21 protein-coding genes and 2 pseudogenes are annotated in these 26,149 nt (G+C 69.7%); 19 read left to right on the plus strand and 4 right to left on the minus strand.

Going from position 1 to position 26,149, the window contains the following annotated elements; genetic code table 11:
• Window positions 1–14: 14 nt before the first annotated feature.
• Window positions 15–275 (minus strand): WhiB family transcriptional regulator, encoded by a 261-nt coding sequence (locus tag LVQ62_RS06530; protein WP_233766709.1) that lies wholly within the window; start codon window positions 273–275, stop codon window positions 15–17.
• Between the two features lie 168 nt (window positions 276–443).
• Between LVQ62_RS06530 and menD the strand changes: the two genes are divergently transcribed.
• Window positions 444–2,174 carry a 2-succinyl-5-enolpyruvyl-6-hydroxy-3-cyclohexene-1-carboxylic-acid synthase gene (gene menD / locus LVQ62_RS06535; protein WP_233766711.1) on the plus strand — a complete coding sequence of 577 codons (1,731 nt, stop codon included), beginning with the start codon at window positions 444–446 and terminating at the stop codon, window positions 2,172–2,174.
• Window positions 2,161–2,772, plus strand: a complete 612-nt coding sequence (locus LVQ62_RS06540; RefSeq protein WP_233766713.1) for an FMN-binding negative transcriptional regulator — start codon at window positions 2,161–2,163, stop codon at window positions 2,770–2,772. Before menD ends, LVQ62_RS06540 begins: the two co-directional genes overlap by 14 nt.
• Before the next feature lie 62 nt (window positions 2,773–2,834).
• Here LVQ62_RS06540 and LVQ62_RS06545 read toward each other — a convergent pair whose 3' ends face one another.
• The 3 genes from LVQ62_RS06545 to LVQ62_RS06555 form a co-directional block, all read right to left on the minus strand.
• A complete protein-coding gene (locus tag LVQ62_RS06545; protein WP_233766715.1) occupies window positions 2,835–3,323 on the minus strand; it encodes a glutathione peroxidase in 489 nt (162 codons plus the stop codon).
• Window positions 3,324–3,410: 87 nt separating this feature from the next.
• A complete protein-coding gene (locus LVQ62_RS06550) occupies window positions 3,411–4,688 on the minus strand; it encodes an isochorismate synthase MenF (RefSeq protein WP_370639680.1) in 1,278 nt (425 codons plus the stop codon).
• A gap of 98 nt (window positions 4,689–4,786) precedes the next feature.
• Window positions 4,787–6,118 (minus strand): lipase family protein, encoded by a 1,332-nt coding sequence (locus LVQ62_RS06555; protein WP_233766717.1) that lies wholly within the window; start codon window positions 6,116–6,118, stop codon window positions 4,787–4,789.
• A 155-nt stretch (window positions 6,119–6,273) separates the two neighbouring features.
• On the opposite strand from LVQ62_RS06555, the gene LVQ62_RS06560 reads away from it, so the two are divergent.
• From LVQ62_RS06560 to LVQ62_RS06640, 17 genes and pseudogenes are all read left to right on the plus strand, one after another.
• Window positions 6,274–6,969 (plus strand): demethylmenaquinone methyltransferase, encoded by a 696-nt coding sequence (locus LVQ62_RS06560; RefSeq protein WP_233766719.1) that lies wholly within the window; start codon window positions 6,274–6,276, stop codon window positions 6,967–6,969.
• A gap of 130 nt (window positions 6,970–7,099) precedes the next feature.
• Complete coding sequence (locus LVQ62_RS06565; protein ID WP_233766721.1) at window positions 7,100–8,422, plus strand: geranylgeranyl reductase family protein; 1,323 nt, start codon at window positions 7,100–7,102, stop codon at window positions 8,420–8,422.
• Window positions 8,423–8,498: 76 nt separating this feature from the next.
• A complete protein-coding gene (locus LVQ62_RS06570; RefSeq protein WP_179482807.1) occupies window positions 8,499–8,867 on the plus strand; it encodes an NADH-quinone oxidoreductase subunit A in 369 nt (122 codons plus the stop codon).
• A 58-nt stretch (window positions 8,868–8,925) separates the two neighbouring features.
• Complete coding sequence (locus LVQ62_RS06575) at window positions 8,926–9,480, plus strand: NADH-quinone oxidoreductase subunit B family protein (protein WP_179482805.1); 555 nt, start codon at window positions 8,926–8,928, stop codon at window positions 9,478–9,480.
• An 85-nt stretch (window positions 9,481–9,565) separates the two neighbouring features.
• Entirely contained in the window at window positions 9,566–10,363 is a 798-nt protein-coding gene (locus LVQ62_RS06580; RefSeq protein WP_233766723.1) for an NADH-quinone oxidoreductase subunit C, read from the plus strand.
• Window positions 10,360–11,715, plus strand: a complete 1,356-nt coding sequence (locus LVQ62_RS06585; RefSeq protein ID WP_208053113.1) for an NADH-quinone oxidoreductase subunit D — start codon at window positions 10,360–10,362, stop codon at window positions 11,713–11,715. Before LVQ62_RS06580 ends, LVQ62_RS06585 begins: the two co-directional genes overlap by 4 nt.
• Before the next feature lie 100 nt (window positions 11,716–11,815).
• A complete protein-coding gene (gene nuoE / locus LVQ62_RS06590) occupies window positions 11,816–12,661 on the plus strand; it encodes an NADH-quinone oxidoreductase subunit NuoE (RefSeq protein ID WP_233766725.1) in 846 nt (281 codons plus the stop codon).
• The gene (nuoF, locus tag LVQ62_RS06595) at window positions 12,658–13,989 is read left to right on the plus strand and encodes an NADH-quinone oxidoreductase subunit NuoF (RefSeq protein ID WP_233766727.1); all 1,332 of its coding nucleotides are present in this window, start codon (window positions 12,658–12,660) and stop codon (window positions 13,987–13,989) included. Before nuoE ends, nuoF begins: the two co-directional genes overlap by 4 nt.
• A complete protein-coding gene (locus LVQ62_RS06600) occupies window positions 13,986–16,487 on the plus strand; it encodes an NADH-quinone oxidoreductase subunit G (protein WP_233766735.1) in 2,502 nt (833 codons plus the stop codon). The genes nuoF and LVQ62_RS06600 overlap by 4 nt, the downstream gene beginning before the upstream one ends.
• On the plus strand, window positions 16,484–17,890 hold the full coding sequence (nuoH, locus tag LVQ62_RS06605) for an NADH-quinone oxidoreductase subunit NuoH (protein ID WP_179482794.1): 1,407 nt from the start codon (window positions 16,484–16,486) through the stop codon (window positions 17,888–17,890). The genes LVQ62_RS06600 and nuoH overlap by 4 nt, the downstream gene beginning before the upstream one ends.
• A gap of 58 nt (window positions 17,891–17,948) precedes the next feature.
• Window positions 17,949–18,506, plus strand: a pseudogene (gene nuoI, locus LVQ62_RS06610) (NADH-quinone oxidoreductase subunit NuoI); the annotation flags it as partial.
• A gap of 221 nt (window positions 18,507–18,727) precedes the next feature.
• The gene (locus LVQ62_RS06615; RefSeq protein ID WP_233766739.1) at window positions 18,728–19,525 is read left to right on the plus strand and encodes an NADH-quinone oxidoreductase subunit J; all 798 of its coding nucleotides are present in this window, start codon (window positions 18,728–18,730) and stop codon (window positions 19,523–19,525) included.
• Window positions 19,522–19,821: an NADH-quinone oxidoreductase subunit NuoK gene (gene nuoK / locus LVQ62_RS06620; RefSeq protein ID WP_179482790.1), complete on the plus strand. Its 300-nt coding sequence runs from the start codon at window positions 19,522–19,524 to the stop codon at window positions 19,819–19,821. The genes LVQ62_RS06615 and nuoK overlap by 4 nt, the downstream gene beginning before the upstream one ends.
• Window positions 19,822–19,956: 135 nt before the next feature.
• A pseudogene (nuoL, locus tag LVQ62_RS06625) lies at window positions 19,957–21,779 on the plus strand (NADH-quinone oxidoreductase subunit L).
• Window positions 21,779–23,608 (plus strand): NADH-quinone oxidoreductase subunit M, encoded by a 1,830-nt coding sequence (locus LVQ62_RS06630; protein ID WP_233766741.1) that lies wholly within the window; start codon window positions 21,779–21,781, stop codon window positions 23,606–23,608. Before nuoL ends, LVQ62_RS06630 begins: the two are co-directional and overlap by 1 nt.
• Window positions 23,605–25,152 (plus strand): NADH-quinone oxidoreductase subunit NuoN, encoded by a 1,548-nt coding sequence (nuoN, locus tag LVQ62_RS06635; RefSeq protein WP_255696538.1) that lies wholly within the window; start codon window positions 23,605–23,607, stop codon window positions 25,150–25,152. Before LVQ62_RS06630 ends, nuoN begins: the two co-directional genes overlap by 4 nt.
• Before the next feature lie 10 nt (window positions 25,153–25,162).
• Entirely contained in the window at window positions 25,163–26,146 is a 984-nt protein-coding gene (locus tag LVQ62_RS06640; RefSeq protein ID WP_179482784.1) for a polyprenyl synthetase family protein, read from the plus strand.
• Window positions 26,147–26,149: the final 3 nt, after the last annotated feature.

The raw sequence follows: 26,149 nt of genomic DNA on the forward strand, positions 1-26,149 counted from the left end.
CGCTGGAGCCCTGCTCACCACTCCAGGGAACCGGCCGCGCGCACCTTTCCGCCCCAGACGCCGACCCGCTCGAACTCGCTGGCCTCCACGCACTGCACCCGCACCGGGCAGGACCGGCAGCGGTAGCCCGCGGCCTCGCGTTCGGAGCGGATGTTGCTCGTCCACAGCTGCGGCGTGACTTCGCACGGCACCTGCCGATCCGCGCTTCGGACGGCGCGCAAGGCGTCGTGCAGTCGCCGTCGTGCGCCTTCTGCCTCGATCGAGTCGCTAGGCATGGGTCCAACTCCCTCCGCGGGTGCCGCCGGGTTCGAGCCCCGGCGCACGTCGTGCGTGTACCCGGCACGGGCCGGGTTGAATCACGGGGCGGGCATCGGATTCCCGCCGGTGGGCGGATCGTTCGGGGGAGGGCGGGTTCGGGCGGGCGCGTGGGGGATCATGACGGGGTGAATCCCACGGCCGCGTTCGCGAGCACCCTGGTCGATGAGCTGGTCCGCCACGGGATCCGCGACGCCGTCCTGTCGCCAGGGTCGCGCTCCGCACCGCTGGCGTACGCGCTGCAGGAGGCCGACGGTGCCGGACGGCTGCGGCTGCACGTGCGGGTCGACGAGCGGACGGCGGCGTTCCTGGCGCTCGGCCTGGCCAAGACCACCCGCGTGCCCGTGCCCGTCGTTGTCACCAGCGGCACGGCCGTGGCCAACCTGCATCCCGCGGTGCTCGAGGCCTCGCACGCCCAGGTGCCGATGCTGATCCTGTCGGCGGACCGGCCGCCCGAGCTGCGCGGCACCGGCGCCAACCAGACCACCGATCAGGTGCACATCTTCGGTGGCGCGACACGCTGGTTCCACGACCTGGGGACGCCCGACGAACGACCCGGCCAGGGCGATCTCTGGCGATCCGTCACCTCACGCGCAGTCGCCATGTCTCGCGGCCTTCCGTCCGGGGACGCCGGGCCCGTGCATCTCAACGTGCCGTTCCGGGCACCGCTGGTCCCCACCGGCGGCAGCGAGTGGACCGACTCCCTGGAGGGCCGTCCCGGCGGCGCGCCGTGGTCCGTGACGACCTCGGCTGCCCCCGACGGCGGCGACACGATCGCGGCGGAGCCGCGCACGTTGGCGGTGCTCGGAGACCTCCCCGATCCCGCGCAGGCCGCAGGCTTCACCCGATTCGCCGAATCGGCCGGATGGCCGCTGCTGGCAGAGCCGTTCGGCACCTTCGACAGCCCGCGGACCCTGCCGCACGGACCGCTGCTGTTGCAGGCCACGGACTGGGTGCGAGCGCATCTGCCCGATCGCGTCCTGGTCGGCGGTCGCGTGACCCTGGACCGCGGCGTCGCCCAGTTGCTGCGCCACCCGGACGTCGAGGTGGAGGTGGTCGCACCCGGCGGGGTGTGGGCCGACCCGTCGCACGCCGCGCGTCGCGTGCACGGGTGGGGAGCACTGGACGCCGGTCATGGTTCGGTCGCCGGTTGCGCCGACCGGGTGTGGGCCGACGCCTGGATGTCGGCCGGCGAACGGCTCGCCACTGAAGCGGGACCGGTCATCGACCGGTCGTGGCCGAGCGGTCTGGCGGCGGCACGCGTGATCGCCCACACCCTGCCGGAGGGGTCCGGGCTCTTCGTCGGGTCCTCGAGCGCGGCCCGCTACCTGGACCTGGCACGAGACTCCCGCCAGGTGGCCCGCGACGTGGTGTCCGTCGCCAACCGCGGCCTCGCCGGAATCGACGGATCGGTCTCCAGCGCCATCGGATTCGCGCTCACCCGCGGTGGGCGACCGTCGTACGCCGTGCTCGGCGACCTGACCTTCGCCCACGACGCCAACGGGCTGCTCATCGGCCGCGGCGAGCCGCGACCGGACCTGACGATCGTGGTGCTCAACGACGACGGCGGGGGCATCTTCGGCACGCTGGAGCCGGGTGCCGGCGCCTCCGGCGACTCCCTCGCCGGTGTCGACGCGTCGTACGAACGGGTCTTCGGCACGCCTACGGGGGTGTCGATCGCGACGCTCTGCGCGGCGTACGGCGTGCCGTGGGAGCTGGTCGACGATGCCTACGGCCTCGCTGCGCGGATCGGCGACCCCGGCGCAGGGATTCGCGTCGTCGAGGTGCATTTCGATCGTGCGCAGCAACGTGCCCTGCAGGAGCGGCTCTTCGAGGTGGCAGCCGATGTACTCCCCTGAACACAACCGGGTCGACGAGCAGGAAGCGCGCGACTTCGTGGCAGCCGCCGCTGCCGGCACGCTGATCACGGTGGGCGCCGATGGCACGCCCGACGCGACCTTCGTGCCGGTGCTGTGGGAGGGCGACCGGGTGCTCGCGCACCTCGCCCGGGCCGGCGAACAGTGGTCACGGGCGGTCGACGGATCGCAGGCGCTGCTGGTCGTGCAGGGGCCGCACCGCTACATCACGCCGAGCTGGTACGCGTCCAAGCGGGAGCACGGGCGCGTGGTGCCGACCTGGAACTACTCCGCTGTGCAGTTGCGCGGCACCGTGCAACTGCACGACGACGCCGCCTGGACCCTCGACATGGTCACCCGGCTCACGCAGGCCCACGAGTCGCCCCGCGAGCGGCCATGGGCGGTCGACGACGCCCCGGCGAAGTGGGTCGACGGGCGGCTGCGCGCCATCGTCGGCATCGAGATCGCGGTGGAGTCGGTGCAGGCGCGGGCCAAGTGGAGCCAGGACAAGGACGCCGCCGACCGCGCCGGCGTGCTCGAAGGGCTGGCCGGCGAGGGCGACGAGGAGTCAGCCGACCGCGTACGCCGCGGCCGCCTGTGACCACAGCGGTTGTCAGCGGATCTCTGGTGTCGGCGCCACAACGACGCTGACAACCGAGGGGGTCAGGCGGGGGCGGACAGCGCCGCTTCGATGTCGGAGGCGATGTCGGCGGGCTTGGTGGTGGGGCCGTAGCGCTTGATGACCTGGCCGTCGCGACCCACCAGGAACTTGGTGAAGTTCCACTTGATGCGGCTGCCGAGCAGGCCGCCCTTCTGCTTGCGCAGCCACTGGTAGAGCGGGTGCGCGCCGTCGCCGTTGACCTCGATCTTGTCGAACATCGGGAAGCTCACGCCGTAGTTGGCCTGGCAGAACTCGCCGATCTGCGCAGCGTCACCGGGATCCTGGGAGTTGAACTGGTTGCACGGGAAGCCCAGCACAACCAGACCCTCGCTGCCGAACCGCCGCCACAGCGTCTCCAGTCCCTCGAACTGCGGGGTGAAACCGCACTTGCTCGCGGTGTTGACCACCAGGGCCACCTTGCCGTCGTAGAGCGACAGGGGCTGCTCCTGACCGGCGAGGGTGTCGGCGGTGAAGTCGTGCAGTGTGGTCATCGGGGCGTCCTTCGAGAGGGGGAGTGCAAGGGCTTGTACGACGTTCGGTGCGGGGACGATCCCGGATGCCGCGGACGGGGGACCTGGTCAGTCCGCGAGAGCCTCGCGCATCGGCAGCAGCTTGGATTCGGACTCGGCCAGCTCGGCGTCCGGCTCGGAGCCGGCCACGATCCCGCAGCCCGCGTAGAGCCGCATCCGGGTGGGATCGTCCGGGTCGAGCTGTCCGCTGCGCAGGGCGATGCCCCACTCGCCGTCGCCGCTCGCGTCGAGCCATCCGACCGGGCCGGCGTAGCGGCCGCGGTCGAGGTGCTCCAGCGAAGCGATCACCGCCGCTGCGGCGTCGGTGGGCGTGCCGCACACCGCGGCCGAGGGGTGCAGCGACTCGGCGAGCGTGAGCGAGGTGGTGTAGTCCGCGAGCACCCCGACCACGTCGGTCGCCAGGTGCATGACGTTGGGCAGGTGCAGCACGAACGGCGACTCGGGCACGTTCATCGAGGAGCAGTGCGGGCGTAGGGCGTCGGCGACCGACCGCACGGCGTACTCGTGCTCCTCGAGATCCTTCGAGGAGCGCGCGAGCGAGCCGGCGAGCGCCAGGTCGTGCGTGTCGTCACCGGTGCGCTGGATCGTGCCGGCCAGGACCCGTGAGGTGACCAGGCCCTTCTCGCGGCGTACGAGCATCTCCGGGGTGGCGCCGATGAGACCGTCGACGGCGAAGCTCCAGGTGTTCGCGTAGCGGGCCGCCAGCCGGCCGATCAGCCACCGCGGGTCGATCGGCGCCTCGGTCTGCGCGATGACGTCGCGGGCCATCACGACCTTGTCGACCTCGCCGGCGAGAATCCCGCGTACGGCGTGCGCGACCGCCTGCGTCCACTGCTCGCCGCTCAGGGCGCCGTCGGCGAATCGGGCCGCACCCGGTCCGATCGGTGCGGGGGCCACGTCGGGTGCCGGGTTGGGTTCGAGACGGTCGCTGATCCGGGTGACCCACGCGATGCCGCCGCGCCGTCCGACCACGGTCGAGGGCACGATGAGCGACCCGCCGGACGGGGAGTCGGGTGCGAAGGCGAACGACCCGAACGCCACCAGGCCCGCTCCGGGCAGGTCGACCTCGGAGCGGCAGATCGCACTGGTCGTGACCTCCTGCCACCAGTCGGCCGCGTCCCGGAAGCGCTGCGTCCCGCTGGTGTCGATCTGCGCGGCGCGGCCCCAGCCGACCAGCCCGTCTCCACTGCGGATCCAACTCACGACATCGCCGGACGGCACGCCGTCGGGGATCAGGCGGGCCAGGTCACCGGGGTCAGGGATGCGGGTGGTGCGGACCACCAGGTCGGGAATGCCGAGGGGTCCAGCGGCCACGAGCGACGTCACGACCGATCACCCTAGCCCGGCCGGATGCGCCGCCTTCAGGCACCGACGACGAGCGGGCGCGCGGCGGTCGCCGCGAGCCCGCCCTCCTCGATCGTGGATCAACCCGCGGTCGGGGCCTGCGGGGTGAGCGGGTTGCCGGCGGGGATGGAACCGCAGCTGCTCGGAGCCTTCAGTCCGGCGAACCGGGCATCCAGCCACGCCAGAGCGGTCGGTGCCCAGAGCGCCGCCGTCGGGATGTGGCTGGTCAGGGGGTACGGCGTCCACTGCACCGAGCTGTTGCCGGTCGAGCAGTACTGGCGCGCGAGGGTGCGCACGTCGCCGGCGATCATCACGCCGTCGCCCTTGCCGATCCCGGGCTTGTCACCGGAGGTGCCTTCGGCCCAGCCGCCCTCGCCTTGCGAGATCGACAGCGGGACGGTCGGCGTCGGGCGCGAGCCCAGATTCAGCTTGTTCTCCGTCTCGACCAACATCGGGATCGAGTTCGGATCGGCGTACTGGGGCTTCACCAGCTGCCGGTAGGTCAGACCGGGGTACTGACCCAGCACGTTCGCGATGGAGGCGTTCTGGAGCTTGGCGAAGACGGTTGCGCCATAGGCGCTGAGGTACGGCGACAGGTTCAGGCCGTAGGCCCGCGCGACGCCGATGATGGCCATCGGCGAGACGCCGGCCCAGAACGACGAGCCGTCGACGTACCTCAGGTTGTGCGCCGGATCCACGAGCAGGCCGCCCTCGGTGGCGCCCACCAGGTTCCTGTTGACGTCGGGGGCATAGCTGGGTGCGAGCGCCGCTGCCCAATTGGTCGCGATCGCCCCGCCGGAGTAGCCGAGCAGCCCGACCTTCGCGGCGGGTGAGATCCCGGTCGCGGAGGACGCGGTCGCCGCCCGGATCGAGTCCAGGGTGCTGGTGCCGTACTCGGGGCCGGCTGCGAAGTCGGCCTTCTGACCCTGGGTGTCGGCCACGATCACCGGGTATCCCTGGAGCAGTTCCGGCACGATGAACAGCGTTTCGGCACTGTTGACGGCGCCGCCCAGCGAGACGTCGCCGGCGATGGAGCGCGACGGCGAGTCCTGCGGGTTCAGGGAGTCGTAGAACGATTGGTAGGACACGACCTTCGTGCGGTTGGCGGCGCCGGTCGGCTTCAGGACGGACGTCACGTTCGCGACAGCCCGGCCCCGAGCGTCCGTGGTGCGGTAGAGCAGTTGCACGGCCTTGACGGGGGTGGAAATGCCCGCCACGTGGTAGGGGAGGGTCCGCGTCTTGAGCACGGTTCCCGGTGCGTACGACGACAACGGCGCGCTGCCGTCGTAGCTGTAGAACGTATCGGTGCCGCTGGCGTGAGCGCTCGGCATGCTCACGCCGGCCCCTCCCGCGACGGCTGCTGCGGCCACGAGGGCGGCGAGGGTTGCTCGGGTCGGACGGCGGGTCTTCATGAACGCTCCAGGTGATCGGGGTCACACGATGAGCCCGAGGTTACCGTAGAGTAACTAAATCTGCTACCCGTCGGTAACGTCACGAGGCGCCGTTACCAGACCGGCTCGGCGGTACGGACGGCGAGCCGGTCACCGGCGTGCGGAAGGATGCGGGCATGAATCGCGCCAGCCTGGACAAGCAGCCGGCCGACGTCGCCCGGATGTTCGACGACGTCGCCAAGCGCTACGACCTGACCAACGACGTGCTGTCCCTCGGACAGGACCGACGCTGGCGCAAGGTCGTGCTGGGCTCGGTCGATCCGCAGCCGGGCGAGACCGTGCTGGACATCGCCGCCGGGACCGGCACCAGCAGCGTGCCCTTCAAGAACCGCGGCGCCCACGTCGTCCCGGCCGATTTCTCCCTCGGCATGCTGCGCCAGGGGGTGCGCACCTACCCCGATCTCGCGTTCGCCGCCGCCGACGCCATGCGACTGCCCTTCGCGGACGCCGTCTTCGACGCGGTCACGATGTCCTTCGGCCTGCGCAACGTCTCCGACCCGGTCGTCGCGCTGCGGGAGTTCCTGCGGGTGACCAAGCCGGGCGGGCGCCTGGTCGTGTGCGAGTTCTCCACGCCGACCAACCCGGTCTTCCGCAAGGTCTACTCGGAGTACCTGATGCAGGCGCTGCCCAAGATCGCCCGTCGCGTGGGGTCGAATGCCGAGTCCTACGTCTATCTGGCCGAGTCGATCCAGTCCTGGCCGGACCAGGCGGGACTGGCCGGCCTGTTGCAGGACGCGGGCTGGTCCAGCGTCGAGTGGCGCAACTCCAGCGGCGGCATCGTCGCGATGCACCGCGGGCACAAGGCGCCCTGACCGGGTCGTGGACTCCGGTGAGCGCCGTCCTCAGGTGGTTCTTAGGGGGCCCTCAGTTCGCGAACGAACGACGCGGTCGTAGAGTTCAGACGCTCGTGAAAACTGTCACAAGACCTCCCAAGGACGCCCCGTGAGCCAGTCACTGTCGGGCGGCGCGCTTACCACGTCCGCTCCGGAAACCGCCGATGTCATCGTCGTCGGCGCCGGTCCGGGTGGATCGTCGGTCGCCGCCTACCTCGCGATGGCCGGGCTCGACGTCCTGCTGCTGGAGAAGACGCACTTCCCGCGGGAGAAGGTCTGCGGCGACGGGCTCACTCCGCGCGCGGTGCGCGAGCTCGTCAGCCTGGGCATCCCGATGCCCGAGGACGACGGCTGGATCAAGAACAAGGGCCTGCGGATCATCGGCGGCGGCATGCGCCTGCAGCTGGACTGGCCCGACAACGCGAGCTTCCCGCCGTACGGCCTGGTGCGCACCCGCCAGGACTTCGACGACATCCTGGCCCGGCACGCGGTCAAGCAGGGCGCGCAGCTGCGGCAGGGCGTGAACGTCGTGGCGCCGGTCCGCGGCGCGAACGGGCACATCGTCGGGGTCGAGGCCAAGGAGATGGGCGTCGACGGGCGCGCCACCGGCGCCACCATGAGCTACCGCGCTCCGCTGGTCATCGCCGCGGACGGCAACTCCAGCCGCCTCTCGCTGGCGATGGGCCGCGAGAAGCGCGAGGACCGCCCGATGGGCGTAGCCGTCCGCGCGTACTACACCAGCCCCCGGCACGACGACGACTACCTGGAGTCCTGGCTGGAGCTGTGGTCCAAGGACGCGCAGGGCAAGCGCGTGCTGCTGCCCGGCTACGGCTGGATCTTCGGTGTCGGCGACGGCACCTCCAACGTCGGCCTCGGCATCCTCAACACCTCCTCGGCGTTCGGCAAGACCGACTACAAAGAGGTCATGCGGCAGTGGGTCGCCACCATGCCGCAGGAGTGGACCTACAACGAGGAGACCATCACCGGCCCCATCAAGGGCGCCGCGCTGCCGATGGGCTTCAACCGCCAGCCGCACTACGCCGACGGGCTGCTGCTGGTCGGCGACGCCGGCGGGATGGTCAACCCGTTCAACGGCGAGGGCATCGCCTACGCGATGGAGTCGGCCCGTCTCGCCGCCGAAGTGGTGGCCCAGGCGTTCGCCCGCACCGACGACGCGAGTCGCGAACGTGTGCTCCTCAGCTACCCGCAGGTGATGCGCGACGCGCTCGGCGGCTACTACACGCTGGGCCGGATGTTCGCCAAGATGATCGGCAACCCCGATGTCATGCGCCTAGCGGTCAAGTACGGCCTGCCGCGCAAGACGATGATGCAGTTCCTGCTGAAGGTGATGGCCAACCTGGGGGACACCACGGGTGGCCGGATCGACGACAGGGCCCTCGCCCTGCTGTCCCGGATGACACCGGCGGCATGATGGACCCCAGTGCGCCCGTCGTCGGGTGGATCGGTCGTAACCTCGGGCTGGCCCGGGACTTGGTGAAGGAGCCCGTATGAACCACTACTCCTACTACCCGCTGCTGATCTTCGCCGCCCTCGGCACCGGCTTCGCGGTCTTCTCCGTGCTCGGCGCCGCGGGACTCGCGGGACCCAAGCGCTACAACCGCGCCAAGGCCGACGCGTACGAGTGCGGCATCCAGCCGAGCCCGCACGCCGACGGCGGCGGCCGGGTGCCGATCAAGTACTACCTGACCGCGATGCTCTTCATCGTCTTCGACATCGAGAGCGTCTTCCTCTACCCGTTCGCGGTGAACTTCGACCGGATGGGTCTGTTCGCGCTGGTCGAGATGGTGCTCTTCGTGATCACCGTCTTCGTGGCCTACGCGTACGTGTGGCGCCGGGGTGGCTTGGAATGGGATTGAGCGCGGCACAACACATGCATGAAATGTCGGGCACGACAATGCGAATCGAAGTGTGAACATGGGTATCGAAGAGAAGCTCCCGGCCGGATTCCTGCTCAGCACGGTCGAGCAGGTGGCGGGCTACATGCGCAAGGGCTCGGTGTGGCCGGCGACCTTCGGCCTCGCCTGCTGCGCGATCGAGATGATGGCGGTCGGCACCCCCGACTACGACATCGCGCGTTTCGGAATGGAGCGCTTCAGCGCCACCCCGCGCCAGGCCGACCTGATGATCGTGGCGGGCCGGGTGAGCCAGAAGATGGCGCCGGTCGTGCGCCAGGTCTACGACCAGATGCCCGAGCCCAAGTGGGTCATCTCGATGGGTGTCTGCGCGAGCTCTGGCGGCATGTTCAACAACTACGCGATCGTGCAGGGTGTGGACCACATCATTCCGGTCGACATCTTCCTGCCGGGCTGTCCGCCCCGCCCGCAGATGCTGCTCAACGCGATCCTGGAGCTGCACAAGCAGATCCAGGGCATGAAGTTCGGGGTCAACCGGGTCGCGGCCGCCCGCGCCGCGGAGGCCGCCGCCCTCGAGGCAACGCCCACGCACGCGATGAAGGGGCTATTGGCGTGATGACAGCGAGCGGGTACGCCGGGTTCGCCGCGCTGGAAGGCGCGAATGGAGTGAGCGCGGAATCGCGCCCAGGGGGTACGGCCTGATGAGTGACGACGCGAAGCCGGTCGCCGGCAACCCCGCGACCGGACCGGTGAAGGAGCCGTCCGGCGGTCCCGTCGACCGGACGACGGCCGACCAGGAGGGCGCTGTCCAGCCGCGCGAGCAGCACGATGACGATCCGGTGGTCGTGGCCCAGCGCGAGGGCATGTTCGGCTCGTCGCTCGGCAACGACACGACCGGGTACGGCGGCCTGCAACGGCCGGTGCTCTTCCCGGGCAACACCGAGCGGCCGTTCGGCGGCTACTTCGACCTGGTGGCCGACGCGCTGGGCACAGCGTTGCGGGAGGTGGACTCGTCGTACGACGCGGCGGTCGAGCGCACCGTGGTCTCGCACGGCGAACTGACGCTGTACGTACGTCGGGAGCACCTGCCCGCGGTCGCCCGCGCGCTGCGCGACGAACCCCGGCTGCGCTTCGAGATGTGCCTCAGCGTCTCTGGGGTGCACTACCCGCAGGAGATCGGTGCGGAGCTGCACGCCGTCTACCACTTCCTGTCGATCACGAACAACAGCAGACGCATCCGTATCGAGGTCGGCGTCGCCGACGGCGACCCGCACATCCCCAGCATCGTGTCGACGTATCCCAGTGCCGACTGGCACGAACGCGAGGCCTGGGACATGTTCGGCATCATCTTCGACGGTCACCCCGCTCTCACCCGGATCCTGATGCCGGACGACTGGCCGGGTCACCCGCAACGCAAGGACTACCCGCTGGGCGGAATCCCGGTGGAGTACAAGGGCGCCACCGTGCCGCCCCCGGACACGCGGAGGTCCTACCGATGAGTACCACCACCGAGCAAGACGCCTTCGGCGCAACGACTCCCGACGACGGAGTCGACGACACCACACCCGTGCTCAACGCGGTCGGCGGCGACTGGGACGACCTGGTCGACGAGGCCGCGGCGCTGCACGAGGAGCGCATCGTGGTCAACATGGGTCCGCAGCACCCGTCGACCCACGGCGTGCTTCGGCTCATCCTCGAACTGGACGGCGAGACCGTCACCGAGGCGCGGGCCGGCATCGGCTACCTGCACACGGGCATCGAGAAGAACATGGAGTTCCGCACCTGGACCCAGGGCGTGACCTTCTGCACCCGGATGGACTACCTGGTGCCGATCCACAACGAGACGGCGTACTGCCTCGCGGTGGAGAAGGCGCTCGGCATCACCGATCAGATCCCGGCCCGGGCCAGCGTCATCCGCGTGATGATGATGGAACTGAACCGGATGGGCTCACACCTCGTGGCCCTCGCGACCGGCGGCATGGAGATGGGCGCGACCACGGTCATGACCATCGGCTTCCGTGAGCGCGAGCGCATCCTGCAGGTCTTCGAGGCCGTCACCGGACTGCGGATGAACCACGCCTACGTCCGCCCCGGCGGCGTAGCACAGGACATCCCCGCCGGCACCACGGATCAGGTGCGGGCGATGATCCCCGACATCCGGCGCGGCATCGGCGAGCTCGAGGCGTTGATCAACGAGAACCCGATCCTCAAGGGCCGCACCGTCGGCGTCGGATACCTCGACCTCACCGGGTGCATCGCCCTGGGCGCCACCGGTCCGATCCTGCGCGCGGCCGGTCTGCCCTACGACCTGCGCAAGGCCGATCCGTACTGCGGCTACGAGACCTACGACTTCGACATCCCGACGCGCGACACCTGCGACGCCTACGGCCGTCTGCGGGTGCGCATCGATGAGATGCACCAGTCGCTGCGGATCGTCGAACAGTGCCTCGAACGCCTCGATGCGGAGCCGGGGCCCGTCATGGTCGCGGACAAGAAGATCGCGTGGCCGGCGCAGCTCTCGGTCGGCTCGGACGGCCAGGGCAACAGCCTCGATCACATTCGCGAGATCATGGGCGAGTCGATGGAGTCGCTCATCCACCACTTCAAGCTGGTGACCGAGGGATTCCGCGTCCCGCCGGGTCAGACGTACGCCGCCATCGAGAGCGCCAAGGGCGAGCTCGGCTGCCACATCGTCTCCGACGGCGCGACCCGGCCCTACCGGGCTCACTTCCGCGACCCGTCGTTCAACAACCTGCAGGCGGTCGCCGTGATGGCGGAAGGCGGCTCGGTCGCCGACGTCATCGTGGCCGTCGCCTCCATTGACCCTGTGATGGGTGGAGTAGACCGATGAGAATCACTGTGGCTCAGGCTCCTCGGGGTCCCCGCGAAGTATCGGGGGAGCGCAGCGGAGGAGAACTTCGTGGGTTGACTGTGATGGGTGGAGTAGACCGATGACAGACGCACACGTGGAGGCTCCGTTCCACGAGCTGACGCCGCTGCACGCCAGTGAGACGCCGTACGACGAGGAGACGCTGCGCGCTCTGCACGCCGACGCCGACCTGGTGGTGGCGCGATACCCGCAGAAGCGCTCGGCGCTGCTGCCGCTGCTGCACCTGATCCAGAGTGTCGACGGCTACGTGACCGGCCGCGGCGTGACGTTCTGCGCCGAGAAGCTGGAGCTGACCGATGCCGAGGTCAGCGGCGTGGCGACGTTCTACACCCAGTACAAGCGCCACCCGAACGGCGAGTACACCGTGGGCGTCTGCACCAACACGCTCTGCGCGGTGATGGGCGGCGACCTGATCTTCGACACGCTGAGCGAGCACCTCGGGATCGGGCACGACGAGACCACCCCGGACGGCAAGGTGACCCTGGAGCGGGTCGAGTGCAACGCCGCGTGCGACTACGCGCCCGTGGTGATGGCCAACTGGGAGTTCATCGACAACCAGACGCCCACGTCGGCGACGCAGCTGGTCGACGACCTGCGCGCCGGCAAGGAGGTGCGCCCCACCCGGGGAGCCTCGAAGGTGTGCAGCTTCAAGCACGTCTCCCGGGTGCTGGCAGGCTTCAACGACGGACTGGCCGACGAGGGTGTCGGCGCCGGCGGGCCGTCCCTGGAGGGCCTGCGTCTGGCGAAGGCCGACGGGTTCGACCCGTACGCCTCCTCCGGTGAGATCACCAGTGACTCCGATGCCGAGAGTCCCGCCGACGCACCGGCACCGGGACTGGCCGGCTCCAGCGACACCCCAGCAAACCCTGCCGACAGCAAGGCCGGCGAGAAGGCGGGCGACAGATGAGTACACCCCTGACACCGATCCTGACCCGATTCTGGGACGAGCCCCAGAGCTGGACGATGGACACCTACCTGCGCTACGAGGGCTACCAGGCGCTGGACAAGGCCCTGACGATGAGCCAGGAGGAGTTGGTCGACGCGACCAAGGCCTCCGGGCTGCGCGGCCGCGGCGGCGCGGGCTTCCCGACCGGCATGAAGTGGGGCTTCCTGCCCAAGCCGGACGGCGGCCCCCGCCACCTGGTGGTCAACGCCGACGAGTCGGAGCCGGGCACCTGCAAGGACACCCCGCTGATGCTCGCGGCGCCGCACTTCCTCATCGAGGGCGTCGCGATCACGTCGTTCGCGATCGGCTGCCACCACGCGTTCATCTACCTGCGCGGCGAGCTCGTGCACGTCTATCGCCGCCTGCTGAAGGCGGTCGAGGAGGCGTACGCCGCGGGTCATCTGGGCAAGGACATCCACGGCACCGGCTTCGACCTGGACGTCACCGTGCACGCCGGCGCCGGCGCGTACATCTGCGGTGAGGAGACCGCGCTGCTGGACTCCCTGGAGGGCCGGCGCGGTCAGCCGCGCCTCAAGCCGCCGTTCCCCGCCGTCGCCGGGCTCTACGCCCGCCCGACCGTGGTCAACAACGTGGAGTCCATCGCCTCGGTGCCCTCGATCGTGCTGCACGGCGCCGACTGGTTCTCCGCGATGGGCACCGACAAGTCCAAGGGCTACGGCATCTTCAGCCTCTCCGGGCACGTCACCCGGCCGGGTCAGTACGAAGCGCCGCTCGGCATCACGCTGCGCGAGCTGCTCGACATGGCCGGAGGCATGCGGAACGGCGCGAAGCTGAAGTTCTGGACCCCCGGCGGCTCCTCGACACCGATCTTCACCGACGAGCACCTGGACGTGCCGCTGGACTTCGAGTCGGTCGCGGCCGCGGGCTCCATGCTGGGCACCCGTGCGCTGCAGATCTTCGACGAGTCGGTGTCGGTGGTCCGCGCCGTCAGCCGGTGGATCGACTTCTACGCGCACGAGTCCTGCGGCAAGTGCACGCCGTGCCGTGAGGGCACCTTCTGGCTGAAGCAGATCCTCACGCGCCTGGAGCACGGGCAGGGCACCACGGAGGACATCGACAAGCTCGTCGACATCTGTGACAACATCCTGGGCCGCAGCTTCTGCGCGCTCGGCGACGGCGCCACCAGCCCGGTGACCTCCGCGGTGCACTACTTCCGTGAGGAGTTCGAAGCCGGCACGCACACCCCCTGGTGGGAGGCCTTCCCGCCGGAGCGCTCCGTCCTGTTCGACGTTCCCGCCCGAGAGATCAAGGAGGCCGTGTCCGTATGACGACACTCACCTCGCCCGCCGGCGGCGGCAACGCCGTCGACAAGGGTGGGAACGCCAGCCCTGCGCCCACGGCGCCCGACGCCGTCAGCCTGACGGTCGACGGCGTCCCCGTGAGCGTGCCCAAGGGCACCCTGGTGATCCGCGCGGCGGAGCAGGTCGGCATCCAGGTGCCGCGCTTCTGCGACCACCCGCTGCTGGACCCGGTCGGCGCCTGCCGCCAGTGCCTGGTCGACGTGTCCACCAAGGGCCCGGACGGCTCGATGCGACCGATGCCCAAGCCGCAGGCGTCCTGCACGCTCGAGGCGACCGAGGGCATGGCCGTGCAGACCCAGCACACCTCGCAGGTCGCCGACAAGGCGCAGCAGGGCGTGATGGAGCTGCTGCTCATCAACCACCCGCTGGACTGCCCGGTCTGCGACAAGGGCGGGGAGTGCCCGCTGCAGAACCAGGCGATCAGCAACGGTCGCCCGCGCAGCCGCTTCGACGACGTCAAGCGCACCTACCCCAAGCCGATCAACATCTCCTCCCAGGTGCTGCTGGACCGCGAGCGCTGCGTGCTGTGCGCCCGGTGCACCCGCTTCTCCGACCAGATCGCCGGCGATCCGTTCATCGCCCTGATCGAGCGTGGCGCGCTGCAGCAGGTCGGCATCTACGAGGAGAAGCCGTTCGAGTCCTACTTCTCCGGCAACACCGTCCAGATCTGCCCGGTCGGCGCGCTCACCGGCGCGGCGTACCGCTTCCGGTCCCGCCCGTTCGACCTGGTCTCGACGCCGAGCGTCTGCGAGCACTGCGCCAGCGGTTGCGCGACCCGCACCGACACCCGCCGCGGCCACGTGCTGCGCCGGATGGCTCTGCTCGACCCGGCGGTCAACGAGGAGTGGAACTGCGACAAGGGCCGCTGGGCGTTCACGTACGCCGACGCCGCCGACCGTCTGCAGTCGCCGCTCGTGCGTGGAGCCGACGGTGAGCTGCGGGTCGCCGGATGGCCCGAGGCCCTCGAAGCCGCTGCCGCGGGACTGTCCGCGGCACGTGAGCACGGCGGTGTCGGTGTCCTCACCGGCGGCCGCATCAGCGCCGAGGACGCCTATGCCTACGGCAAGTTCGCGCGTCTCGTGCTCGGCACCAACGACGTCGACTTCCGTGCCCGGCCGCACTCGGCCGAGGAGGCGGCGTTCCTCGCTCACGGTGTCGCCACTACCGGACCGGGTGCGCCCGGTGCCGTGACGTACGAGGACCTGGAGCACGCGTCGTCCGTCCTCCTCCTCGGGCTGGAGCCCGAGGAGGAGTCGCCGATGATCTTCCTGCGGCTGCGCAAGGCCTCCCGCAAGGGCATGGCCGCCGTGCTGTCGGTGGCGCCGTTCGCGACCCGCGGCCTGGCCAAGATGGGCGGCGTGCTGATCCAGGCCGCCCCCGGCACCGAGGCCGAGGTCGTCGAGGCGCTGAGCGCCACGACCGGTGAGCTCGCCGAGCACGGCGCACAGCTGACTGGTGACTCGATCATCCTGGTGGGTGAACGACTGGCGACCGTCCCGGGTGCCCTCTCGGCCGCACTGCGGCTCGCCGACCGCAAGGGTGCCCGCATCGCATGGGTGCCCCGTCGCGCCGGTGAGCGCGGCGCGCTCGAGGTCGGCGCACTGTCCAACCTGCTCCCCGGCGGCCGCCCGGTCGACGACGAGGCCGCGCGGTCCCAGGTCGGCACGGTGTGGGGCGCCGACCTCCCGGCCGGTGCCGGCCGCGACACGGCCGCCATGCTCGCCGGGGCAGCGTCCGGTGAGCTGGCCGGTCTGGTCGTCGGCGGTGTCGACACCGCCGACCTGCCCGACCCGGCCCTCGCGACCGAAGCGGTCCGCCGGGCCTTCACGGTGAGCCTGGAGATCCGCGCCAGCGCGGTGACGCAGGACGCCGACGTGGTCTTCCCGGTCGCTCCGCAGCAGGAGAAGACCGGCATGTACGTCGACTGGGAAGGTCGCGTGCGGCCCTTCGAGCGCGCCATCGAGAGCCTGGCGATGAGTGACTACCGCGTGCTCGACCTGCTCGCCGGCGAGCTGGGGGAGTTCCTCGGCACCCGCACCACCGAGCAGATCCGCGAGGAGATGCAGGAGCTCGGTCCGTGGACCGGCGCCCGCCCCACCGCCCCGCGGGTCCGCGCCGCCGGCGTACCGCGCCCGCTCGTCGGACAGGCCGTGCTCGCGACCTGGTCGCACCTGCTGGACCGCGGTCGGATGCAGGACGGTGAGCCGTTCCTGGCCGGCACCGCTCCCGTCGCGACGGCGCGCCTGTCCGCGGCCACCGCGGAGGCGGTCGGCGTACGGGAGGGTGACCAGCTCACGGTGAGCACCCGCGCCGGCGCGATCAGCGCCCCCGTCGCCGTGACCGACATGCCCGACCACGTCGTGTGGCTGCCCACCAACTCGGCCGGCAGCGCCGTGCGTGCGACCCTGCACGCCGACGCCGGCGACCTGGTCTCCCTCGGACGCCGCACGGAGGTGCAGGTATGACGCAGCTGGGTCATCTCTCGGGTCTGGCGGCCGCCACCGGCACGCCGGCCGCGGACTTCAGCGACACGCCCTGGTGGCTGTCGCTGATCAAGGCGGTGCTGCTCTTCGTCTTCCTGCTCGTCCAGACGCTGCTGGTGATCTGGTTCGAACGACGCGTCATCGGCCGCATGCAGCAGCGCCCCGGCCCCAACCGGGTCGGCCCGTTCGGGTTGCTGCAGACGCTGGCGGACGGGGTGAAGCTGGCCCTCAAGGAGGATCTGACCCCCAAGAACGCTGACAAGCTGATGTTCATCATCGCGCCGATCATCGCCGGCGCCATGGCGTTCGTCTCGTTCGCGATCATCCCGGTCTCGGGCAACGTGTGGATGTTCGGCCACTACACGCCGCTGCAGCTGACCGACACCCCCGTCGCGGTGCTGCTGGTGCTGGCGGTCGCCGGCGTCGGCGTCTACGGCATCGTGCTCGCCGGCTGGTCCAGCGGCTCGACCTACCCCCTGCTCGGCGGGCTGCGCTCCAGCGCCCAGGTGATCTCGTACGAGATCGCCATGGGCCTCGCGCTCGTCGCGGTCTTCCTCTACGCGGGCTCGATGTCGACCAGCCAGATCGTCCTGGCCCAGGGCCACGGGGTCTGGTACATCATCCCGGCGTTCTTCTCGTTCATCATCTACGTGGTGACGATGGTCGGCGAGACCAACCGACTGCCGTTCGACCTCGCCGAGGGCGAGGGCGAGCTCACCGGTGGTTTCCACACCGAGTACTCCTCGCTGAAGTTCGCGATGTTCTTCCTCGGCGAGTACGTCAACATGTTCACCGTATCCGCGCTCGCCACCACCCTCTTCCTGGGTGGCTGGCAGGCCCCTCCGGGGATCGCGGCCATCGACGGCGGCCTGTTCAACCACGGCTGGTGGGGCGTCCTCTGGTTCGTCGTCAAGCTGTGGATCTTCATGTTCTTCTTCGTGTGGCTGCGCGGCTCCCTGCCGCGGGTGCGCTACGACCAGTTCATGAAGCTGGGCTGGAAGCTGATGATCCCGAGCACCCTGGTCTGGGTGGTCGTCATCGCCTTCATCCGCGCCTCGAACGCCGGTTTCCTCGGTGAGACGCAGGTGAGCCTGTTCGGCCGCAACATCCACCGCGCGACCCTGATCGTGATCGCGGCGACCGCCGTTCTCGTGCTCGCGGCGGCGTGGATCTGGGACGCCGGCGCCGCACGACGGCAGGAAGCCGCCGACCGTACGCAGGTGCCCGACGAGGTCGACCCGTTCGCGGGTGGACACCCGGTGCCACCGCTCCCCGGGCAGCGCCTGGTCGAGCCGATGCCTGTCCTCACCGCCGCGTCCGGCCCCCGGGTGACGCGCGAGTCCAGCCGAGAAGACGACGTACGTCAGAAGGAACCCCGTGGCTGACAAGAAGACCCACGGCGCGCACGCGAGCGCGCCGCCCTCCAAGCCCGAGCGGCCCGGCATCTTCGCCGGGGTCGCCGGTTTCGGTGTCACCTTCTCGACGATGTTCCGCAAGGTGGCGACCGAGGAGTACCCCGAGGAGAAGCGGCCCACCCAGCCGCGCTTCCACGGTCGTCACCAGCTGAACAGGCACCCGGACGGGCTGGAGAAGTGCGTCGGCTGCGAGCTGTGCGCCTGGGCCTGCCCGGCGGACGCGATCCTCGTCGAGGGCGCGAACAACGTGGACGCCACGGGGGAGCGCTTCTCACCCGGTGAGCGGTACGGCCGCGTCTACCAGATCAACTACCTGCGCTGCATCTTCTGCGGGCTGTGCATCGAGGCGTGCCCGACGCGTGCGCTCACGATGACCAACGAGTACGAACTGGCCGACAACAACCGCGCCGACCTGATCTTCACCAAGGACCAGCTCCTCGCCCCGATCCAGCAGGGGATGCTGCCCGCGCCCCACCCGATGGTCGAAGGCATGGAGGAGCGCGACTACTACCAGGGCAAGGTCGACGGGGCCACCCCCGCGCAGCGCGACTGGGTCGAGCAGAACGCCGACCACCACGCCGCCGCCCGGCAGGACGAGTTCGACCCGGCGACGCGCGACGAGGGCACCCCGTCGGAGTCCGGCTCCGTCACCGGCGAGCCCAACGTCGCGTTCGAGGACCGGGGCCCCGACCAGACCCACGGTCCGGGGGGCGGACCGCGTCGGCCGGTGGCTCAGGGCGGACCCGACAAGGGACCGGACGGCGACGGTCCGATGGACCGCGCCCTGCTCGACTCGGAGACCAAGAAATGATGCACCTGGGCGGGGCTGAGTCCACGCTGTTCTTCTTCGGCGCACCGCTGTCCGTGGTCGGCGCCCTCGCACTGCTCTTCGCGCGCAAGGCCGTGCACGCGGCCATGGGCATGGCGCTGTGCATGATCATGCTCGGCGTCTTCTACATCGCCGAGCAGGCGGAGTTCCTGGGGATCATCCAGATCTTCGTCTACTCCGGCGCGGTGATGATGCTCTTCCTCTTCGTCGTCATGCTCGTCGGCGTCGACTCCTCCGACTCCCTCGTGGAGACCATCCGCGGACAGAAGGCGGCCGGGCTGCTGCTGTCCCTCGCGCTCATCGCGCTGCTGGTCTCCGGTGTCAGCCGGGCGACGTTCGCCAGTGGCAAGGGCCTGGACGCCGCGAACGCCGCGCAGGGCGGCAACGTCGGCGGCATCGCCCAGCTGATCTTCGGCCGGTACGTGTGGGCCTTCGAGGTCACCTCCGCGCTGCTGATCACCGCGGCGATCGGCGCGATGCTGCTCGCCCACCGCGAGCGGCTCACCCCGAAGGCCAGCCAGGCCGACTGGTCGCGCCGACGCATCCGCGAGGGCGTGAACGTGGCCGGTCTGCCCGCGCCCGGTGTCTACGCGCAGCACAACGCCGTGGACACCCCGGCGCTGCTGCCCGACGGCAGCCCCAGCGACCTGTCGATCAACCGGGTGCTCAAGGCCCGCGGCCAGGTCCTCGGTGCCGGCAAGCAGGTCGCGGTCAGCAAGGAGATCGAGACCGAGGCCGGCGACATGTCCGAGGCTAACCGAGGGGAGTCGAAATGAGCGTGGAGGTCTACCTCTACCTGTCGGTGGTGCTCTTCAGCATCGGCTCCGCCACGGTGCTGCTGCGGCGTAACGCCATCATCGTCTTCATGGGCGTGGAGCTGATGCTCAACGCCGCCAACCTGATGTTCGTGACCTTCGCGCGGATGTACGGCTCGCTGGAAGGTCAGGTCATCGCGTTGTTCGTGATGGTCGTGGCCGCCGCCGAGGTCGTCGTCGGTCTGGCGATCATCATGTCCATCTTCCGTGCTCGCCGGTCGGCCTCGGTCGACGACGCGAACCTGTTGAAGTTGTAAGGGAGCCTGCTCTTGCTGTCCTTGGTGGGGAGTCTTCCCTCGTCCGATCCCGGTGCGGTCACAACCGCCGCCACCGGCATCAACCAGTACGCGTGGCTGATCATCGCGCTGCCGTTGCTCGGTGCCGCTCTGCTGATGGTCGGCGGGAAGGCGCTGGACAAAATCGGCCCGCTGCTCGCCGTGTGCCTGTCCGGAGCCTCGTTCGTGCTCGGCCTGATCATGCTGCTGCACACGCGCGGCATGTCGACGCAGGATCGCGGCATCAAGAGCCACGTGCACCTCTTCGACTGGATCGACACGAGCTCGCTGCACGTGGCGGCCGGACTGCGGGTCGACCAGCTGTCGCTGACCTTCGTCATGCTGATCACCTTCGTCGGCACGCTGATCCACGTGTACTCCCTGGGCTACATGGAGCACGACCCGGACCGCCGCCGGTTCTTCGCCTACCTCAACCTCTTCGTCGCCGCGATGCTGACGCTGGTGCTGGCGGACTCCTTCGTGGGTCTGTTCGTCGGCTGGGAGGGCGTCGGCCTAGCGTCGTACCTGCTCATCGGCTTCTGGAACTGGAACCCGGCGTACGCGACAGCCGCCAACAAGGCGTTCGTCGTCAACCGCGTCGGTGACGTCGGCATGCTGCTGGCCCTCTTCACGATGTACCTGACGTTCGGCCGGCTCGACTTCGACGGCGTCTTCGCCGGGGCGCCGCACGCCAGCCAGACCTCGCTGACCTGGATGGGTCTCTTCCTGCTGATCGGGGCGTGCGGCAAGTCTGCGCAGTTCCCGCTGCAGTCCTGGCTGGGCGACGCGATGGCCGGTCCCACGCCGGTCTCCGCGCTGATCCACGCCGCGACCATGGTCACCGCCGGCGTCTACCTGATCGTGCGCAGCCACGTCATCTTCGACGCGGCACCGAACGCGCGCCTCGCGGTCTGCATCGTCGGGGCGATCACTTTGATGTTCGGTGCGATCGTCGGCTGCGCCAAGGACGACATGAAGAAGGCGCTGGCCGCCTCCACCATGAGCCAAATCGGCTACATGATCCTGGCCGCCGGGCTCGGCCCGGTCGGCTACGTCTTCGCGATCTTCCACCTGGTGACCCACGGCTTCTTCAAGGCCGGCATGTTCCTCGGCGCCGGCTCGGTGATGCACGGGATGAACGACCAGGTCGACATGCGACGCTTCGGCGGCCTGTCCGGGGTCATGAAGATCACCTGGGTGACCTTCGGGCTCGGCTTCCTCGCCATCATCGGCTTCCCGCTGCTGTCCGGCTTCTGGTCCAAGGACAAGATCATCGAGGCGGCGTTCGTCGGAGAGGGCTGGCGTCCCTGGGTGTTCGGCCTCACAGCGCTGATCGCCGCCGGCATCACCGCGTTCTACATGTCGCGACTGTTCTTCATGGTCTTCCACGGCAAGCGCCGTTGGACCGACGACGTGCACCCGCACGAGTCGCCGCTGACCATGACCGTCCCGATGATGATCCTGGCCGTCGGATCGGCGTTCCTCGGTCTCATCCTCGGCCCGACGGGCATCATCCAGCACTGGCTGGAGCCGGTGACCGGGCACACCGAAGGAGCCCCCAAGATTCCCTCCGCGCTGCTGATGATCATCACCTTCCTACTGGTCGCGGGGGTGTGGCGCTGGCCTGGTTGCGCTACTGGCGTGACGAGGTGCCGGTCACCCCGCCGGTCGGGTCGATCGCGACTCAGGCCGCGCGTCGCGACCTCGGGCAGGACGACCTCAACGAGGCGGTGTTCCAGCGCCCGGGCCTGTACCTGACGCGCGCGCTGGTCTTCGCCGACAACCGCGGCGTCGACGGCGCCTCCGGTGGTCTGGCGGCCGCGATCGGCGGTACGTCGGCCCGGGTCAAGCGGGCACAAAACGGTTTCGTGCGGTCGTACGCCCTCACCATGCTGGTGGGCGTCGTCGCGATCCTCGGTGTGGTCTGGGTGGTGCAGTGATGACTTCGAGCTTTCCCTGGCTGACGGTGCTCGGCCTCATCCCGCTGGTGACCGCGGTCGTCGTGTTCGCGCTGCCCACGGGCGTCGCGGGCCGCGCGGCTCGTCCGGTCGCCCTGGTCGGCTCGCTGGCCGCGCTGGTCGTCGGCATCGCCATGTGGACGCAGTTCAAGACGAATGATCTTTCCTCGATCGTCGGGCACAACGAGGCGACCGGTAAGGACACGATCTCTCCCCAGTTCCAGTTCGTCGAGACGCACGAGTGGATCCGCCAGTTCGGCGTCTCCTACCAGGTCGGCATCGACGGGCTCGCGCTCGCGCTGATCCTGATGAGCCTGGTGCTCGTGCCCGTCTCGCTCCTCGCGGCGTGGCGCGACGTGCCCGCCGACGGCACTCGCCGGATGCAGAACTACTTCGCGCTGATGCTGGTGCTGGAGACGTTCATGGTCGGGGTCTTCTCGGCCACCGACGTCTTCCTCTTCTACGTCTTCTTCGAGGCGATGCTGATCCCGGTCTACTTCCTGATCGGGTCCTACGGCGGCGCCCGCCGGCAGTACGCCGCGGTCAAGTTCCTGCTCTTCAGCCTGCTCGGCGGCTTCGTGATGCTGATCGCCGTCATCGCGCTCTACAACTACGGTCCGGGCGGGCACCAGGGCTTCCTGCTGTCCAACCTCACCGGGCTGCACCTCGGCACCTGGCCGGGTCGCTGGCTCTTCCTCGGCTTCTTCTTCGCGTTCGCGGTGAAGGCGCCGATGTGGCCGGTGCACACCTGGCTGCCCGACGCCGCGTCCGAGAGCCGCCCCGCGACCGCCGTACTCCTCGTCGGCGTGCTCGACAAGGTCGGCACCTTCGGGATGATCCGGTTCTGCCTGCAGCTGTTCCCCGAGGCCAGCAAGTGGGCCACGCCGGTGATCATCGTGCTGGCCCTGATCTCGATCATCTACGGCGCGCTGGTCGCGATCGGACAGACCGACATCATGCGGTTGATCGCCTACACCTCGATCAGCCACTTCGGCTTCATCGTCCTCGGTATCTTCGCGATGACGAGCACCTCCGAGGCCGGGTCGGACCTCTACATGGTCAACCACGGCTTCACCACCGCGGCGCTCTTCCTCTTCGGCGGCTTCCTCGTCGTGCGCGGCAAGAGCCGCGACATCCGCGACTACGGCGGCTGGCAGCGGGTCACGCCCGTGCTCGCCGGTGTGATGCTGATCGCCGGACTGTCCGCGCTGTCCCTGCCCGGGATGAACTCGTTCATCTCCGAGTTCCTGGTCATGGCCGGCACCTTCCAGCGTTACAAGGTCGCGGGCGGCGTCGCAGCCGTCGGCGTCATCCTGGCCGCGCTCTACGTGCTGCTGCTCTACAAGAACGTCTTCACGGGTCCGGCGCCGCTGGCGCACGAGGCCGGCGACGGCGAGCCTGGAGAACACGGTGGAGGCGACGGTCGTGCAGGCGAACTCGTGCCCGCCGGTGGCGGCAGCGTCGCGACCCAGGCCGGTCAGGCCGACGGCCCGCACGCCTCGGTGCACGGCGAGCACAGTGAGCACAGCGAGTACGCCGCGTCCGACGAGGGCGACCAGCACGGTGCCCACGCCGCCGGCCACGCGCCGACGGGTCACGCAGCTGCGCGCGGGCGGGTGCTCGTCGTACCCGACCTCGACCTGCGGGAGCGGGTCGTCGCGGGTGTCCTCGTGGCGATCATCGTCGCGCTGGGCTTCTACCCCAAGCCGGTGCTCGACGTGCTGCGTCCCGCCACGAACGCCACGATGAATCTGGTCCAGATGCACGACCCGGCGCCCAGCGTCCCGACTAGTCAGGTGAACTCGAAGTGATCGCCGCCGCCACCGGCTTCTCCCAGACCAAGATCGAGTACGCCGCCGTCGTACCGATGCTGGTGATCTTCGGCGTCGCAATGCTCGGCGTGGTCATCGAGGCGTTCGTGCCGCGCAGGTCGCGGTACGTCGTCCAGGTGGCCGTCACGCTGCTCGGGCTGCTCGCCGCGTTCCTCACGCTGATCTTCAGCGCGCGCGACCACAAGGCGATCACCGCCGGGGGATCGGTCGTCATCGACGGCCCGGCCCTGATGTTCCAGGGCACCGTCCTGGTGCTGTCCTTCCTCGCCGTGCTGGTGATGGCGGAGCGCTTCGACAGCTCCTCGATCGACGCCTTCACCCAGTCCGGCGCGTCCGTGCCCGGGTCGCCCATGGAGACCAACGCGGTGCGCCTCGGCGCGACCTCCACCGAGGTCTTCCCGCTGGTGCTCTTCGCGGTCGGCGGCATGATGCTCTTCCCCGCCGCAGGTGACCTGCTGACGGTCTTCATCGCGCTCGAGGTGCTCTCGCTGCCGCTCTACATCCTGACCGGGCTCGCCCGGCGCCGCCGCCTGCTGTCGCAGGAGGCGTCGATGAAGTACTTCCTGCTCGGCGCGTTCTCCTCGGCGTTCTTCCTGTTCGGTGCCGCCCTCGTCTTCGGGTACGCCGGGTCGCTGAACTTCAGCACGATCGCGTCGGCCGTCTCGACCGGCAGCGGCCGGGACGGCATCCTGATCCCCGGCATCTTCCTCGTCGCGGTCGGCCTGCTCTTCAAGATCGGCGCGGTGCCCTTCCACTCCTGGACCCCGGACGCCTACCAGGGCGCCCCGACCCCGGTGGCCGGTTTCATGGCCGCCTGCACCAAGGTCGCGGCGTTCGGCGCGTTCCTACGCGTCTTCTACGTGGCGTTCCCCGGGATGAAGTGGAACTGGCAGCCGATCGTCGTGGTCGTCGCCATCCTCACGATGGTCGTCGGCGCCGTGCTCTCGGTGACCCAGACCGACATCAAGCGCCTGCTCGCGTACAGCTCGATCACCCAGGCGGGCTTCATCCTCGTCGGCGTCGTCGCGCTCGACCGGCAGGCCGTGTCCGGCACGATCGTCTACGTCATCACCTACGGGTTCGCCACGATCGCCGCCTTCGCGTTGGTCGCGATGGTGCGCTCGGGCGGCAACGAGGCGACTCACCTGTCGCAGTGGGCCGGCCTGGGCAAGACGAGTCCGGTCGTCGCGGCGCTCATGGCGCTGATGATGATCGCCTTCGCCGGGATCCCGCTGACCTCGCTCTTCACCGCGAAGTACGCGATCTTCTCCGCTGCCGTCGGCCACGGCGGCACCTGGCTGGCGCTGATCGGTGTGATCTTCAGCGCCGTCGCCGCCTTCGTCTACGTGCGGGTCATCGTGCTCATGTACTTCTCCGAGCCCACCGGCGACACCGTCGTGCTCACCCCGTCGGCGCTCACCGGCATCGCCGTGACCGTCGCGGCCGTGCTCACCGTGGCCCTCGGCGTCTTCCCGGCGCCGCTGCTGGACATGGCGCACAACTACTCGCAGTTCATGCGATGAGGTCACCGGAGTGACCGTCGTACCCGGCCTCGACAGCGCGTTCGACCAACGGTTGAGCGACGGGCTGGAGCTGGTCGACCAGCGACTGCGCGAGGTGCTGCGGCACGACGAGCCGTTCATCGCCGGCGCTTCCCGGCACCTGCTGGACGCGGGGGGCAAGCGGTTCCGGCCGTTGCTGACCCTGCTCGTGAGCGAGCTCGGCACCGGGTGCAACGAGCGCGTCATCGACGCCGCTGCCGGGGTCGAGCTGACCCACCTCGCGTCGCTCTACCACGACGACGTGATGGACGAGGCGACGCTGCGGCGCGGGGTGACCGCGGCCAATGTCGTCTACGACAACTCCACCGCGATCCTCATCGGCGACCTGCTCTTCGGGCGGGCCTCCCAGCTGGTCGCCGGTCTCGGTGCCGAAGCCGTGCGGATCCAGGCCGACACCTTCGTGCGGCTGTGCGCGGGACAGATCGAGGACGACCGGCAGGCGCCCGAGGGTCAGGACCCGATGGCCTACTACCTGCGGGTGCTCGAGGACAAGACGGGCTCGTTGATCTCCCTGGCCGCGCGCTACGGCGGGATCTTCAGCGGCCTCCCGGCCACGACGATCGAGCGCGTGGTGCGGTACGGCGAGCTGCTCGGCATGGTCTTCCAACTGTCCGACGACCTGATCGACATCACCTCCGACCAGGAGGAGTCCGGCAAGAAGGCCGGCACCGACCTGCGCGAGGGCGTTACCACGCTGCCGGTCCTCTACGTGCGATCCTCGGCCGACCCGAACGACGCGCGCCTGCAGCAGCTGCTGTCGCGCCCGATCTCCGATCCCGCCGAGCTGGACGAGGCGCTCGGTCTGCTGCGGGCGCACAAGGCCATGCAGCAGGCGCGCGACCACACGATGTCCGTCGCGAACCAGGCGGCCGACCTTCTCGCGGACCTGCCCGACGGCGACGCCGTACAGGCCCTGCGGGCCCTGCCGATCTCCGTGGCCGAGCGCACGGTCTGACCC

Source organism: Allobranchiibius sp. GilTou73 (genome assembly GCF_021391335.1).
GTDB lineage: Bacteria > Actinomycetota > Actinomycetes > Actinomycetales > Dermatophilaceae > Allobranchiibius > Allobranchiibius huperziae.

Bases quoted from the DNA above. Each gene is read 5' to 3' on its own strand.
- LVQ62_RS06530 (WP_233766709.1), bottom strand. From the start codon at position 275: ATGCCTAGCGACTCGATCGAGGCAGAAGGCGCACGACGGCGACTGCAC.
- LVQ62_RS06540 (WP_233766713.1), top strand. From the start codon at position 2,161: ATGTACTCCCCTGAACACAACCGGGTCGACGAGCAGGAAGCGCGCGAC.
- LVQ62_RS06545 (WP_233766715.1), bottom strand. From the start codon at position 3,323: ATGACCACACTGCACGACTTCACCGCCGACACCCTCGCCGGTCAGGAG.
- LVQ62_RS06555 (WP_233766717.1), bottom strand. From the start codon at position 6,118: ATGAAGACCCGCCGTCCGACCCGAGCAACCCTCGCCGCCCTCGTGGCC.
- LVQ62_RS06560 (WP_233766719.1), top strand. From the start codon at position 6,274: ATGAATCGCGCCAGCCTGGACAAGCAGCCGGCCGACGTCGCCCGGATG.
- LVQ62_RS06570 (WP_179482807.1), top strand. From the start codon at position 8,499: ATGAACCACTACTCCTACTACCCGCTGCTGATCTTCGCCGCCCTCGGC.
- LVQ62_RS06575 (WP_179482805.1), top strand. From the start codon at position 8,926: ATGGGTATCGAAGAGAAGCTCCCGGCCGGATTCCTGCTCAGCACGGTC.
- LVQ62_RS06580 (WP_233766723.1), top strand. From the start codon at position 9,566: ATGAGTGACGACGCGAAGCCGGTCGCCGGCAACCCCGCGACCGGACCG.
- LVQ62_RS06585 (WP_208053113.1), top strand. From the start codon at position 10,360: ATGAGTACCACCACCGAGCAAGACGCCTTCGGCGCAACGACTCCCGAC.
- nuoE (WP_233766725.1), top strand. From the start codon at position 11,816: ATGACAGACGCACACGTGGAGGCTCCGTTCCACGAGCTGACGCCGCTG.
- nuoF (WP_233766727.1), top strand. From the start codon at position 12,658: ATGAGTACACCCCTGACACCGATCCTGACCCGATTCTGGGACGAGCCC.
- LVQ62_RS06600 (WP_233766735.1), top strand. From the start codon at position 13,986: ATGACGACACTCACCTCGCCCGCCGGCGGCGGCAACGCCGTCGACAAG.
- nuoH (WP_179482794.1), top strand. From the start codon at position 16,484: ATGACGCAGCTGGGTCATCTCTCGGGTCTGGCGGCCGCCACCGGCACG.
- LVQ62_RS06615 (WP_233766739.1), top strand. From the start codon at position 18,728: ATGATGCACCTGGGCGGGGCTGAGTCCACGCTGTTCTTCTTCGGCGCA.
- nuoK (WP_179482790.1), top strand. From the start codon at position 19,522: ATGAGCGTGGAGGTCTACCTCTACCTGTCGGTGGTGCTCTTCAGCATC.
- LVQ62_RS06630 (WP_233766741.1), top strand. From the start codon at position 21,779: ATGACTTCGAGCTTTCCCTGGCTGACGGTGCTCGGCCTCATCCCGCTG.